Consider the following 13,877-nt stretch of genomic DNA (forward strand, 5'->3'; position numbering starts at 1 on the left):
GGCGTCCGGCCTCACGGCCCCTCCGCAGACATCACACGAACCGCAGGAACCGCAGGAACCGCAGGAGAGGATCGTTTCCCCATGGCCGATGCCCCCACCGGCAAGGTGACCTTCGTCGGTGCCGGCCCCGGCGCCGCCGATCTGCTGACGTTGCGCGCCGCACGCGCGATCGCCGAGGCCGACATCGTGATCTGGGCCGCCAGCCTGGTCCAGGCGGAGGTCCTCGAGCACGCGCGGGAGGGCGCCGAGATCCTCGACTCGGCGACGATGTCGCTGGAGGACGTCGTGGCCGTGTACGAGCGGGCCCGCGCTCAAGGGCTGAGGGTGGCCAGGATCCATTCCGGGGACCCGGCGCTCTGGGGCGGCACGCAGGAGCAGCTCGACCGGTGCGTGGAGCTCGGCATCGCGACCGAGATCGTGCCGGGTGTGTCGTCCTTCTCCGCCGTCGCGGCTCTGGCGCAGCGGGAGTTGACCATTCCCGAGGTGGCGCAGTCCGTGGTGCTGACCCGGCTCGGCGGCGGCAAGACGCCGATGCCGCCCGGGGAGGAGGTCCGCGAGTTCGCGCGGCACGGCACCACCATGGCGATCTTCCTGTCGGCCGCGCGCAGCGGGCAACTGGTGCGGGAGCTGCTGGAGGGCGGCTATCCGACGAGCACGCCGGTGGTGGTCGCGTACCAGGCGACCTGGCCGGAGGAGCTGGTCGTGAAGTGCACGATCGGCACGCTGGAGGAGACGGTCAAGGAGCACAAGCTCTGGAAGCACACGTTGTTCCTGGTCGGCCCCGCCCTCGACGCGCGCGGCACCCGTTCGCACCTGTACCACCCCGGTCACTTCCACGGCTACCGCAAGGCCGACCCCGAGGCCCGCAGGGCGCTGCGCACCCGGGGTGCGAGCACGTGATCACGGTCGTCGGTACGGGGACCGGGGCACCGGTCGAGGAGGCCGTGCTCGCCGGGGCGGAGCTCGTCGTGGGCGGGCGGCGGCACCTGGACTCCGTCCGGCTGCCCGAGGGAGCCGAGCGGGTCGTCCTCGGGGCGCTGGCTCCCGCGCTGGACACCGTCGGGAAGTACGTCGCCGAGGAGCGTCCGGTCGTCGTGCTGGCCTCCGGTGACCCGGGGTTCTTCGGGATCGTACGGGCGCTGGCCGAGCGGTTCGGGTCCGAGCGGCTGGACGTGCGGCCGGGCGTCTCCTCCGTCGCCACCGCCTTCGCGCGGGTCGGGTTGCCCTGGGACGACGCCGTGGTGGTCAGCGCGCACGGCCGGGATCCGCGGACGGCCGTCAACCTGTGCCGGGCTCACCCGAAGGTCGCCGTGCTGACGGGGCCGGGGGCCGGTCCGGCGGAGCTGGGGGCGGCGCTGGCCCGGCACTCCCCCGGCCGGGTCCTGGTCGTCGCCTCCGCGCTGGGCGATCCCGAGCGGGAGCGGGTGGAGCGGGTCACGCCCGCCGTCGCGGCGGCACGGGACTGGGGTCCGGCGGTCAGCGTCGTGCTGTGCCTGGACGAGTCGCGGGGTCTCGGCCCCGTACGGACCGTCGCGGGCTCCTGCGCGCCGCCCGCCGGTTGGGCGCTGGACGAGGCCGGGTTCGCCCACCGGGACTCGATGATCACCAAGTTCGAGGTGCGGGCGCTGGCCCTGGCCCGGCTCGGACCGCGCCCCGGCGAACTGGTGTGGGACATCGGCGCGGGTTCGGGGTCCGTGGCCGTGGAGTGCGCCCGGCTGGGCGCCGCCGTCACCGCGGTGGAGAAGACCGCGGACGGGGTGGGGCGGATCCGCGCCAACGCCCTCGCGCACGGGGTGGACGTACGCGTGGTGCACGGGGCGGCGCCGACCGTGCTGTCCGATCTCGACGACCCCGACGCCGTGTTCGTCGGCGGGGGCGGGCGGGAGCTGCCCGCCATCGTCACCGCGTGCGCGCGGCGGGCGCGGCGCACGGTCGTCGTCGCCCTGGCCGCCCTGGACCGGGTGCCGGCCGTGCGCGGGGCGCTGGCCGGTGCCGGCTTCACCTGCGACGGGGTGCTGTTGCAGTCGTCGCGGCTGGCGCCGCTGCCCGGGGACGTGACCCGGCTGGCGGCGGCCAATCCCGTTTTCCTGCTGTGGGGTTCCAGACCCCCGGCACGTACCGACATCGAAGGAGCCGCCCTGTGATCGGCCTCATCTCCGCCACCGCGGCGGGAGCCGCCGCGCGGGACCGACTGGCCGCCGCGTGGCCGGACCGTACGCGGGTGTACGAGGGTCCCGTCGGGGACGCCGTGCGGGCCGCGTTCGCGCAGTGCGAGCAGCTCGTGTGCTTTTTGGCCACGGGTGCCGTGGTGCGGCTGGTGGCACCGCTGCTGGACGACAAGGCGAGCGACCCGGGCGTGGTCTGCGTCGACGAGGGCGGCCGGTTCGCGGTCTCCCTGGCGGGCGGGCACGGCGGCGGGGCGAACGATCTCGCACGGGAGGTCGCCGAGGTGCTGGGCGCCGAACCGGTGGTGACCACGGCGACCGATGCGGCGGGGCTGCCCGGTCTGGACACGCTGGGCCTCCCGGTGGAGGGTGACGTGGCCGCCGTGTCGCGCGCCCTGCTGGACGGTGAGCCGGTGGCGCTGCGCACCGATGTGGCCTGGCCGTTGCCCCCGTTGCCGGTCGCGGACGAGGGTGCGTACACGATCCGCCTCACGGACCGGCTGGTCGAGGCGGGGCAGCGGGAGGCCGTCCTCCGGCCGCCCACCCTCGTGGTCGGGGTGGGTGCCTCGAAGGGCGCCCCCGTCGACGAGGTCCTCGCGCTGGTCGAGGGCACCCTGCGGGAGGCCGGGCTGTCGGCCGCGTCGCTCGCCGAACTGGCCACCGTGGACGCGAAGTCCGACGAGCCCGGCATCGTGGAGGCGGCCCGGCGCCTGGACGTGCCACTGGTGGCGTACGCCGCCGGGGAGCTGGCGCGCATCGAGGTGCCGAACCCCTCCGACGCGCCGCTCGCCGCCGTGGGCACCCCGTCGGTCGCGGAGGCCGCGGCGCTGGTGCGCGGGGGCGAACTCCTCGTGCCCAAGCGGAAGTCGGAACGTGCGGACGGGCAGCCGGCGATGGCGACCTGTGCCGTCGTGCGGCGGCCGGGGCGCGGACGGCTCGCGGTGGTCGGACTCGGGCCGGGGGCCCGGGACCTGCTCACCCCGCGGGCGAAGGCGGAACTGCGGCGCGCCTCCGTGCTGGTGGGGCTCGACCAGTACGTCGACCAGATCCGCGATCTGCTGCGGCCCGGCACCCGGATCCTGGAGTCCGGGCTCGGCGCGGAGGAGGAGCGGGCGCGCACGGCCGTCGAGGAGGCCCGCCGGGGGCAGGCCGTCGCGCTGATCGGAAGTGGGGACGCGGGCGTGTACGCCATGGCCTCCCCGGCGCTCGCCGAGGCGTCCGACGACATCGACGTGGTCGGGGTGCCCGGGGTGACGGCGGCGCTGGCGGCCGGGGCGATCCTGGGCGCGCCGCTGGGCCACGACCACGTGTCGATCAGTCTGTCCGACCTGCACACGCCGTGGGAGGTCATCGAGCGGCGGGTGCGGGCGGCGGCCGAGGCGGACATCGTGGTGACGTTCTACAACCCGCGCAGCCGGGGCCGTGACTGGCAGCTGCCGAAGGCGCTGGCGATCCTCGCCGAGCACCGGGAGCCGACGACGCCGGTGGGTGTCGTACGGAACGCGTCCCGCGCCGACGAGTCCAGTCGCCTGAGCACGCTCGCCGCGCTCGACCCGGCGACGGTCGACATGATGACGGTCGTGACCGTGGGCAACACGGCCACTCGTGAGATCGCGGGGCGCATGGTCACCCCGCGCGGCTACCGCTGGCAGGAGGAGTCCCGGTGAAGCGTGTGGTCCATCCCATCGAGCAGGAGTCCTTCCGCCGGTTGCGCGCCCGTCTGGACACCGGGCACTTCCCGCCGCTGACCCGGGCGGTCGTGGAGCGGGTCATCCACTCCTCGGCCGATCTGGCGTACGCGGACGATCTCGTCATGGACGAGGACGAGCTGGCGAAGGCGCACGCGGTGCTGCACGCCGGGGCGCCCGTCGTGGTGGACGTGGAGATGGTCGCGGCCGGGATCACCCGGCGCGGGACCGTCTGCCGTCTCAAGGACGCCGAGGCCGGGCCCGACCTCACGCGTTCGGCGCACGCGATGCGCCTGGCGTACGAGGAGGTCGGCCCCGGGGCCCTGTGGGTGATCGGCTGCGCGCCGACCGCCCTGGAGGAGCTGCTGACCCTGGACGCCTCCCCCGCGCTCGTCATCGGGCTGCCCGTCGGTTTCGTCGGAGCGGCCGAGTCCAAGGCCGCGTTGCGCGAGAGCGGGTTGCCCGCGGTGAGCAACGTGTCCGAGAAGGGCGGTTCGGCGGTCGCCGCGGCCGCGCTCAACGCCCTGCTGTACCACCCCACTTCGCTTGAGGAGACCTCGTGACCACCCCGCCCGCCCTGCTCATCGCCGGACACGGCACCCGGGACGACGCCGGAGCGGAGGCGTTCCGCGACTTCGTACGGGAGTTGGGGCGCCGTCACCCCGAACTGCCCGTCGCGGGCGGTTTCATCGAGCTGTCCCCGCCGCCGCTGGGCGAGGCCGTCGCCGAGCTGGTCGGCCAGGGGGTGCGGCGGTTCGCCGCCGTGCCGCTGATGCTGGTGTCCGCCGGGCACGCCAAGGGCGACATCCCGGCGGCGCTGGCCCGTGAGAAGGAGCGCCACCCCGGGATCTCGTACACCTACGGCCGTCCGCTGGGCCCGCACCCCGCCCTGCTGAGCGTGCTGGAGCGGCGGCTTCGGCAGGCGGTGGATCCGTCCTGGGACCCCGCCGAGGTGACGGTGCTGCTGGTGGGGCGCGGTTCGACGGACCCGGACGCCAACGCCGAGGTGTTCAAGGCGGCGCGGCTGCTGTGGGAGGGGCGCGGCTACGGGGCCGTGGAGACGGCGTTCGTGTCGCTGGCGGCGCCGGACGTGCCGAGCGGGCTCGACCGGTGCGCGCGGCTCGGCGCCCGGCGGATCGTCGTCCTGCCGTACTTCCTGTTCACCGGCATCCTGCCGGACCGGGTGCGGCACCAGACCGAGCAGTGGGCGGCGGCGCACCCGGAGACGGAGGTGCGGTCGGCGGACGTCATCGGGCCGGAGCCGGAGCTGCTGGACCTGGTGATGGAGCGGTACGCGGAGGCGGTGCGGGGCGATCTGCGGATGAACTGCGACAGCTGCGTGTACCGGATCGCGCTGCCGGGCTTCGAGGACAAGGTCGGGGCGCCGCAGCAGCCGCACTTCCACCCGGACGACGACGGCCACCACCATCACGGCCACCACGGGCACGGTCACGCGCATTCCCATGCGCACTGAACCGGAGGCCGGCGCGCACGACCTGCGGCACCACGGGGACGCCGAGGTCCGTGACGACGGCGCCGCTCTGGTCGACCTCGCCGTGAACGTCCGCGCGGACACGCCCCCGGCGTGGCTGCGGGAGCACATCGCCGCGTCGCTCACCGGCCTCGCCGCCTACCCGGACGGGCGGGCGGCGCGGGCGGCGGTGGCGGCGCGGCACGGGCTGCCGGTGGAGCGGGTGCTGCTGACGGCGGGGGCGGCGGAGGCGTTCGTGCTGCTGGCGCGGGCGTCGCCGGTGCGCCGGCCGGTGGTGGTGCATCCGCAGTTCACGGAGCCGGAGGCGGCGCTGCGGGACGCGGGACACACCGTCGAGCGGGTGCTGCTCCGCGCGGAGGACGGTTTCCGGCTGGACCCCGCGGCGGTCCCCGAGGAAGCGGACCTGGTGGTGATCGGCAACCCGACGAACCCGACGTCGGTGCTGCACCCGGCCGCGGCGATCGCCCGACTGGCCCGTCCCGGGCGGACGCTGGTCGTGGACGAGGCGTTCCTGGACGCCGTGCCGGGCGAGCGGGAGGCACTGGCCGGCCGGACGGACGTACCGGGCCTGGTGGTCCTGCGCAGCCTCACCAAGACGTGGGGGCTGGCGGGGCTGCGCATCGGTTACGTCCTGGCCGCGCCGGAGACCGTCACGGTGCTGGAGCGGGCACAGCCCCTGTGGCCGGTGTCCACACCCGCGCTGGTGGCGGCCGAGGCGTGTGTGGGGGCCGGGGCGTTGGCGGAGGCGGCCGGGGCGGCCCACCGCATCGCCGCGGACCGGGGCCATCTGCTCGCGGGGCTGGAGAAGTTCGCCGCGCGCGGTCTGAGCGTCGTGCGTCCCGCCGAGGCCCCGTTCGTCCTGCTCCGGCTGGAGCACGCGACCGCCGTACGCCGCCGGCTCCGCGACCTCGGCTTCGCGGTGCGCCGCGGAGACACCTTCCCGGGGCTGGACGAGCGGTGGCTGCGCCTGGCGGTACGCGACCGGCAGACGACGGACGCGTTCCTGGGAGCCCTGGAGCGGGCACTGGACGCAGGCTGATCCGCCCCTCCCTGTGCGCCCGCGGAAAGGGGTCGGCCGGCCGTGTCCCGGTGGGCACGGCGGGGACCGGCGGGGACCGGCGGTGGGAGCGCCGGTCCCCGTCGATGAGGTCGGTGTAGTCGGTGTAATCGGTGTAGTCGGTGTACAGCGTCAGTTGCGGCGGCCCCGGCGGGAGAGGGCGACTCCCGCGCCGCCCGCCGCGAGGAGCGCGACGGCGGCGCCCGCGATGTACGGGGTCCTCGAGTCGCCGCCCGTCTCGGCCAGGTCCGCCCCGGTCGGCTGCTCGGCCCGCGCGCCCTGGGGTTGCACGTCGGCGGTCCTGGACTCCTCGGACTCGGCCGGGGCCGCCTGCTCCTCGGCCGGGGCGGCGGGCTGCTCGGCCGGGGCCGCGGGGGCCTCGCACTTCGCTTCGGCCAGGGTGACGGTGCCGTTGACCTCGGCGACGTTCAGCTTCGCCGGGTTGACGGCGACCTTGAGCCGGAGCGCGGTGGCGGCGGCGGTGCGGGACGTGGTCTCCGTCCTGGACAGGTCCAGGCGGACCTCGCCGACGCCCGGCACCGTGACCTCGGTGGTGCCCTCGGAGGTCAGCGTGACGCGTTTGCCGAGCACGGTCACCGAGCCGGGCAGGGTGGCCGAGGCGAGCGGGGTCCGGCCGCTCTCGCAGACGGCCTTTGAGGTGACCTTCTCGAGCTCGATCAGCGACAGCAGCGGCAGTCCGGGCACATGGACCCGGGCCTTGGCGAGGGTGGTGGAGGACTCGGCCCGCTCCCCCTCCACCGTCGCCTTCGCGTCGGCCACCTCCGCGCGCAGCACGCTGAAGGGTCGGCCCTCGTCGACGCCCTCCAGGTCCGCGGTGAGGAGGGTCTTCCGCGCGCTCTGCGGCGCGTGGACCTCGTTGAGGGAGACGGTGAGCGGGGCGTTCACGCTCTTGTCGAGCAGGGCCACGTCGAGTCCGGTGCGCAGGACGGTCGCGCTCGCGCTGCCGTGTTCCCCGGTGGCCTGCGCGGAGCCCGCTCCGGCCAGCGCCGCGGGACCCGCGGCGAGGGCGGTGGCCGCGGCGACGACGGCCAGACGGCGTGCGGGCATGCGGAAGTTGGTGCTGTTCAAGGCGGTGGGACCCCCATGAGACGTGAGTGGGACCCGGAAAGAATGACCGCCCCGGGAGACGACCGTCAGCGATCCGAGGACACTTCACTCCTTCGTGGAAGGCCCGTCGACACATTCGAATCCCGGGGCACGACTGTTCCCCACCGCCGCCCACGCGTCACCCGGTGGGCGGGTTTCGCCCGCCGGGCAGCGGTTCCTAGCCGACCACGCGCCCGTTCAGTACCACCCGGCGCGGGTCGGTGAGCACCCGTACGTCCGCGCGCGGGTCGGACGCGTAGACCACGAGGTCGGCCGGGGCGCCCTCCTCCAGGCCGGGGCGGCCGAGCCAGGCCCGGGCGGCCCAGGTGCCGGCCGCGAGGGCGTCGACGGGCGGGATGCCGGCGGTGACCAGTTCGGCGACCTCGGCCGCCGCCAGGCCGTGCGGGAGGGTGCCGCCCGCGTCCGTGCCGACGAAGACGGGGATGCCGGCGTCGTAGGCGGAGCGCACGGTGTCGTAGCGGCGTTCGTGGAGCCTGCGCATATGGGCCGACCAGCGCGGGAACCTGGACTCGCCGCCGTCGGCCAGTTCGGGGAAGGTGGCGATGTTGACGAGGGTCGGGACGATCGCCACGCCCCGTTCGGCGAACAGCGGGATGGTGTCGTCGGTCAGGCCCGTCGCGTGCTCGACGCAGTCGATGCCGGCCTCGACCAGGTCCCGCAGGGAGTCCTCGGCGAAGCAGTGCGCGGTGACGCGGGCGCCCAGCCGGTGCGCCTCGGCGATCGCCGCCTCGACGGCGCCGCGCGGCCAGCAGGCCGACAGGTCGCCCAGGTCGCGGTCGATCCAGTCGCCGACGAGTTTGACCCAGCCGTCGCCGTGCCGGGCCTCCCGGGCGACGTGGGCGACGAGGTCGTCGGGTTCGACCTCCCAGGCGTAGTTGCGGATGTAGCGGCGGGTGCGGGCGATGTGCCGGCCGGCCCGGATGATCTTCGGGAGGTCGTCGCGGTCGTCGATCCAGCGGGTGTCGGAGGGGGAGCCCGCGTCCCGCAGCAGCAGGGCGCCGGCGTCGCGGTCGGTGAGCGCCTGCTTCTCCGCGGCCTCGGCGGGGACCGCGCCGTGCCGGTCGAGGCCCACGTGGCAGTGGGCGTCGACCAGGCCGGGCAGCACCCAGCCCTCGACGGTCCGGACGTCACGGGCGGTGCCGGGACGGTCGTAGGAGATCCGCCCGTCGACCACCCACAGCTCGTCGCGGACCTGGTCCTCGTCCGGTCCGACGAGGATCCGGCCCTTCACGTGCAGCACCGCGCGTTCGCTCATACACCGCACCCTAGTGAGCCGCCACCCGGGCGGGGCCACCCGGTCCGGGGTCTCCGCCTCCCCGTCCGGTCGGGGAATCCGGCGTCGGACAGGCTCCCGTACGCTCGCACCTGTACCCCCACGACCTCGTGCGGGCACGCCCTCGTGAAGCCGCGATCTGGAGAGAGCACCGCCGTGAGCACCCACCCCTTCCTCGGTCTGGCCCCGCTGAGCGCCACGCACTTCGCCTCGATCGAGGACCGCGTGGCACGGCTGCTGCGCACCACGCAGGACGTCGTGATCATGCAGGGTGAGGCGCTGCTGCCGCTGGAGGGCGCGATCCGCGCGGTCGCGGATCCCGGCACGACCGCCCTGAACGTCGTCACGGGCCCCTACGGGCAGACCTTCGGGGACTGGCTGCGGGACTGCGGCGCCACGGTGATCGACCTGGCGGTGCCGTTCCACACGGCGGTGACGGCCGGGCAGATCCGCGAGGCCTTCGCCGGGCATCCGGAGATCGACTTCGTCTCCCTGGTGCACGCGGAGGCGGCCACCGGGAACACCAACCCGGTCGCGGAGATCGGCGAGGCGGTGCGGGAGCACGGGGCGCTGTTCTATCTGGACGCGGTGGCGTCGATCGGGGCGGAACCCGTGCTGCCGGACGCGTGGGGCGTGGACCTGTGCGTGATCGGGGCGCAGAAGGCGATGGGCGGTCCGGCAGGCGTGTCGGCGGTGTCGGTGAGCGAGCGGGCGTGGGCCCGGATGGCGGCGAACCCGCGGGCGCCGCGCCGCTCGTACCTGTCGCTGCTGGACTGGAAGGAGCGCTGGATCGACGGGGGCCGCACGGCGCTGCCGCACGCGCCGGCGCAGCTGGAGATGCTGGCGCTCCAGGCGTGCGTGGAGCACATCGAGGCGGTGGGCCTGGACACGGTGACGGCACGGCACGCGGCGGCCGCCGCGGCGACGCGGGCGGGGGCGCTCGCGCTGGGCGGCGGCCTGGCGCCGTACGTCCACGAGGCGTCCGAGGCGGCTCCGGTCGCCACGACACTGCGGGCTCCGTCGGGCACGGTGGCCGCGGAACTGGTGGCCCACGCCCTGGCCGTGGACCCGGCGCTCCCGCTGGCCGCGGGGGGCGGGGCACTGGCCAAGGAGATGATCCGCGTCAACCACTACGGCTCCGACGCGACCAGGGGCGCGGTACGGGCGAGCCTGGCGGCCCTGGGCACCGCGCTGGCGGAGCAGGGCCTGACGGTGGACGTGCGGGGCGCCCTGAGCGCGGCCGACGGCGCCTGGCGGTAAGCCCGCGCAAGACGGCTCCGAAGCCGGGCGGGAGCATGTCGGCGGCACGGCGGGGACATGAGGGGCCGACCGACCGCGGGCGACCGAAATGATGAATTCCATAGGATTACCGGAAGCAATCAGGGGCATTCTTACCCGACATTCTCCCGCTTATTTCAATACAACCTTCCAGAGCAGTTTCCCATCTCCTTCTGCCCGCTTTCTTCGGACCTAAACGCAACGATTCAGCGGGGCGGGAAGCGGCACATCCGGGACCCTCTCACGGGAGTTACACACTTGTGACCGGTTCCACAACGCGACCGATTTGCGCCTTGTATTCACCGCAAAACGGGGCATCTCGCCGACCTTCCGCTTGCGGCTTCACGCCCGCGCGATAACATAGTTCAAGCCACCAGGTAACCCCGGCAGCCGATGCAATTTCGCATTTACCTGGGTAAGTTGAATTCACATGAGTGCCGCTCAAGCAGACCCGCACATGGATCGCCCCGCCCCGGCGGACGGAGCCGCGCTGTGGCGGATAGCGAGGGACTCGAAAACCCTCGACCTGAACTCGTCGTACAGCTATCTCCTGTGGTGCCGGGACTTCGCCGCCACATCGGCCGTCGCACGCGACGCCGGCGGGGAGCCGATCGGCTTCGTCACCGGCTACGTACGGCCGGACAGCCCGCACACCCTGCTCGTCTGGCAGGTCGCGGTGGACGAGGCGCACCGCGGCCGCGGTCTGGCCGCCGCTCTGCTCGACAGCCTGGTCGCACGGACCGCCGCGGAACACGGAGTGAACACCGTGGAGACCACCATCACCCCGGGGAACACCGCCTCCGAGCGCCTGTTCACCGCGTTCGCCGAGCGCCACGGCGCCCGGCTGGAGCGCGAGGTGCTGTTCGAGGCCGACCAGTTCCCCGACGGACCGCACGACCCCGAGGTCCTGTACCGCATCGGTCCCCTCACCCCCTGACCTTCGGTCCCCCGCGCACGAAGAAGTGCGTCACTGCGCCGATCTCCGACTCCCTTCGACCTCCCACGCCAACGAGGAGCGATTCGTCGTGACCATCACCCAGCCCGATCTGAGCGTCTTCGAGACCCTTGAGTCCGAGGTGCGCAGCTACTGCCGTGGCTGGCCCACCATCTTCGACCGCGCGCACGGCAGCCGCATGTACGACGAGGACGGCCACGAGTACCTCGACTTCTTCGCCGGAGCCGGTTCACTCAACTACGGCCACAACAACCCCGTACTGAAACGGGCGCTGATCGACTATCTGGAGCGGGACGGCGTCACCCACGGGCTCGACATGTCGACGACGGCCAAACGCGCGTTCCTGGAGTCCTTCCAGAACTGGATCCTGCGCCCGCGCGACCTGCCGTACAAGGTCATGTTCCCGGGCCCGACGGGCACCAACGCCGTCGAGTCGGCGCTGAAGCTGGCGCGGAAGGTGAAGGGGCGCGAGTCGATCGTGTCGTTCACCAACGCCTTCCACGGCATGTCGCTGGGCTCGCTCGCCGTGACCGGCAACGCCTTCAAGCGGGCCGGGGCCGGCATCCCGCTGGTGCACGGCACGCCCATGCCGTTCGACAACTACTTCGACGGCACGGTCGAGGACTTCCTGTGGTTCGAGCGGCTGCTGGAGGACCAGGGCTCCGGCCTCAACAAGCCGGCCGCCGTGATCGTCGAGACCGTGCAGGGCGAGGGCGGCATCAACGTCGCCCGGCCCCAGTGGCTGCGCGCCCTGTCCGAGCTGTGCGCACGCCAGGACATGCTGCTCATCGTCGACGACATCCAGATGGGCTGCGGCCGTACCGGCGCCTTCTTCTCCTTCGAGGAGGCGGGCATCACGCCGGACATCGTCACCGTGTCCAAGTCGATCAGCGGCTACGGCCTGCCCATGGCGCTGACCCTGTTCAAGCCCGAACTGGACGTCTGGGAGCCGGGGGAGCACAACGGAACCTTCCGCGGCAACAACCCGGCCTTCGTCACGGCGACCGCCGCCCTGGAGGCCTACTGGGCCGACGGGTCGGCGATGGAGAAGCAGACCCGCTCGCGCGGCGAGCAGGTCGAGCAGTCGCTGATCGCCATCGCCGAGGAGAACCTCGCCGACGTGAAGGAGTACCGCGGTCGCGGGCTGGTGTGGGGCCTGGAGTTCCACGACAAGGAGCGCGCGGGGCGGGTCGCGGAACGCGCCTTCCAGCTCGGGCTGCTGATCGAGACCTCCGGCCCCGAGAGCGAGGTCGTCAAACTCCTCCCGGCCCTGACCATCACCCCGGACGAACTGGACGAGGGACTGCGGACGCTGGCCCGCGCCGTCCGCGAGACCGCCTGAACCACCTGAACCACCTGAACCACCTGCTGAACCGTCCGGGCCCCGGCCTCGGTCCGGGGCCCGGACGGCCCGCAGGCACCATCACCACCACCAAGGAGGCATCGCAGCACCGTGATTGTCCGTTCCTTCAAGGAGCTCGAGGGCACCGACCGGCATGTGAAGTCCGCGTCGGGCACCTGGGAGAGCAAGCGCATCGTCCTCGCCAAGGAGAACGTCGGGTTCTCCTTGCACGAGACCGTCCTGTACGCCGGTACGGAGACGTCGATGTGGTACGCCAACCACATCGAGGCCGTCGTCTGTGTGGAGGGGGAGGCAGAGCTCACCGACCACGACTCCGGGCTGACGCACACGATCACACCCGGGACCATGTACCTCCTCGACGGGCACGAGAAGCACACGCTGCGGGTGAAGAAGGACTTCCGCTGCATCTGCGTCTTCAACCCGCCCGTGACCGGACGGGAGGACCACGACGAGAACGGCGTATACCCGCTGCTCACCGAGGAGGTGTGAGGTTCCATGGCCACCGTGACCCCCAGCACCGAGACGCACGTCCCCGACCTCTATCCCACCCGCGGCTCCGCCGAGGTCATCACCCCGCGGCAGGACCCGGTCGTCTGGGGCGCCCCGGACGCGCCCGGCCCGATCTCGCCGGCCGACCTCGGCGCGTTCGAGCGTGACGGCTTCCTCGCCGTCGACCAGCTGATCACCGAGGACGAGGTCGCCGTCTACCGGGACGAACTGAACCGGCTGGTCGCCGACCCGGCGATCCGGGCCGACGAGCGGTCGATCGTCGAACCGCGGTCCGAGGAGATCCGCTCGGTCTTCGAGGTCCACCGGATCAGTGAGGTGTTCGCGCGGCTGGTGCGCGACGAGCGGATGGTCGGCCGGGCCCGGCAGATCCTCGGCTCGGACGTGTACGTCCACCAGTCCCGGATCAACGTCAAGCCGGGCTTCGGGGCCAGCGGCTTCTACTGGCACTCGGACTTCGAGACCTGGCACGCCGAGGACGGTCTGCCGCGGATGCGGACGGTGTCCGTGTCGATCGCGCTGACCGAGAACTTCGACACCAACGGCGGGCTCATGATCATGCCGGGGTCGCACAAGACGTTCCTCGGGTGTGCGGGGGCCACACCGAAGGACAACTACAAGAAGTCGCTGCAGATGCAGGACGCGGGCACGCCCTCCGACGAGGGGCTGACCGCGCTGGCGTCCGAGTACGGCATCAAGCTGTTCACCGGCGCGGCCGGCTCGGCGACGTGGTTCGACTGCAACGCCATGCACGGCTCCGGGGACAACATCACGCCGTTCCCGCGCAGCAACGTGTTCATCGTGTTCAACAGCGTCGACAACACGGCCGTCGAGCCGTTCGCGGCGCCGGTCCGGCGTCCCGAGTACATCGGGGCACGGGACTTCACGCCGGTGACGTGAGCGCGCGACGGTGACTGCGGGCCGGGCCTCCTCGTGTGGGACGGGAGGCACCGGCCCGCTGCCGTGCGCGT

General features: G+C 73.2%; 13 protein-coding genes. 11 read left to right on the forward strand and 2 right to left on the reverse strand.

Annotated features, from left to right (window positions below; genetic code table 11):
- The first annotated feature begins 81 nt into the window (after positions 1–81).
- From cobM to cobC, 6 genes are read left to right on the forward strand one after another with little or no spacing between them, the layout of a single operon-like run.
- The gene (gene cobM / locus AB0I73_RS08690) at positions 82–900 is read left to right on the forward strand and encodes a precorrin-4 C(11)-methyltransferase (protein WP_363035162.1); all 819 of its coding nucleotides are present in this window, start codon (positions 82–84) and stop codon (positions 898–900) included.
- The gene (gene cbiE, locus AB0I73_RS08695; protein ID WP_363035164.1) at positions 897–2,144 is read left to right on the forward strand and encodes a precorrin-6y C5,15-methyltransferase (decarboxylating) subunit CbiE; all 1,248 of its coding nucleotides are present in this window, start codon (positions 897–899) and stop codon (positions 2,142–2,144) included. Before cobM ends, cbiE begins: the two co-directional genes overlap by 4 nt.
- Entirely contained in the window at positions 2,141–3,832 is a 1,692-nt protein-coding gene (gene cobJ / locus AB0I73_RS08700) for a precorrin-3B C(17)-methyltransferase (RefSeq protein ID WP_363035166.1), read from the forward strand. The genes cbiE and cobJ overlap by 4 nt, the downstream gene beginning before the upstream one ends.
- Entirely contained in the window at positions 3,829–4,416 is a 588-nt protein-coding gene (locus AB0I73_RS08705) for a precorrin-8X methylmutase (protein WP_363035168.1), read from the forward strand. Before cobJ ends, AB0I73_RS08705 begins: the two co-directional genes overlap by 4 nt.
- Entirely contained in the window at positions 4,413–5,327 is a 915-nt protein-coding gene (locus tag AB0I73_RS08710; protein ID WP_363035170.1) for a sirohydrochlorin chelatase, read from the forward strand. Before AB0I73_RS08705 ends, AB0I73_RS08710 begins: the two co-directional genes overlap by 4 nt.
- Entirely contained in the window at positions 5,317–6,384 is a 1,068-nt protein-coding gene (gene cobC, locus AB0I73_RS08715) for an Rv2231c family pyridoxal phosphate-dependent protein CobC (protein WP_363035172.1), read from the forward strand. The genes AB0I73_RS08710 and cobC overlap by 11 nt, the downstream gene beginning before the upstream one ends.
- Positions 6,385–6,534: 150 nt before the next feature.
- Here cobC and AB0I73_RS08720 read toward each other — a convergent pair whose 3' ends face one another.
- A complete protein-coding gene (locus AB0I73_RS08720) occupies positions 6,535–7,491 on the reverse strand; it encodes an SCO1860 family LAETG-anchored protein (protein ID WP_363035174.1) in 957 nt (318 codons plus the stop codon).
- A 196-nt stretch (positions 7,492–7,687) separates the two neighbouring features.
- Positions 7,688–8,785, reverse strand: a complete 1,098-nt coding sequence (locus AB0I73_RS08725; RefSeq protein WP_363035176.1) for an amidohydrolase family protein — start codon at positions 8,783–8,785, stop codon at positions 7,688–7,690.
- 174 nt (positions 8,786–8,959) lie between these two features.
- Between AB0I73_RS08725 and AB0I73_RS08730 the strand changes: the two genes are divergently transcribed.
- The 5 genes from AB0I73_RS08730 to thpD all read left to right on the forward strand — a co-directional run bounded on the left by AB0I73_RS08730 (position 8,960) and on the right by thpD (position 13,806).
- Complete coding sequence (locus tag AB0I73_RS08730; RefSeq protein ID WP_363035178.1) at positions 8,960–10,063, forward strand: aminotransferase class V-fold PLP-dependent enzyme; 1,104 nt, start codon at positions 8,960–8,962, stop codon at positions 10,061–10,063.
- Between the two features lie 448 nt (positions 10,064–10,511).
- The gene (gene ectA, locus AB0I73_RS08735; RefSeq protein ID WP_363035180.1) at positions 10,512–11,018 is read left to right on the forward strand and encodes a diaminobutyrate acetyltransferase; all 507 of its coding nucleotides are present in this window, start codon (positions 10,512–10,514) and stop codon (positions 11,016–11,018) included.
- An 88-nt stretch (positions 11,019–11,106) separates the two neighbouring features.
- Positions 11,107–12,378, forward strand: coding sequence for a diaminobutyrate--2-oxoglutarate transaminase (ectB, locus tag AB0I73_RS08740; protein WP_363035182.1), 1,272 nt, complete (start codon positions 11,107–11,109; stop codon positions 12,376–12,378).
- A gap of 111 nt (positions 12,379–12,489) precedes the next feature.
- On the forward strand, positions 12,490–12,888 hold the full coding sequence (locus tag AB0I73_RS08745) for an ectoine synthase (protein ID WP_055627584.1): 399 nt from the start codon (positions 12,490–12,492) through the stop codon (positions 12,886–12,888).
- A gap of 6 nt (positions 12,889–12,894) precedes the next feature.
- Complete coding sequence (thpD, locus tag AB0I73_RS08750; protein WP_363035184.1) at positions 12,895–13,806, forward strand: ectoine hydroxylase; 912 nt, start codon at positions 12,895–12,897, stop codon at positions 13,804–13,806.
- Positions 13,807–13,877: the final 71 nt, after the last annotated feature.

Source organism: Streptomyces sp. NPDC050388 (genome assembly GCF_040655635.1).
Taxonomy (GTDB): domain Bacteria; phylum Actinomycetota; class Actinomycetes; order Streptomycetales; family Streptomycetaceae; genus Streptomyces.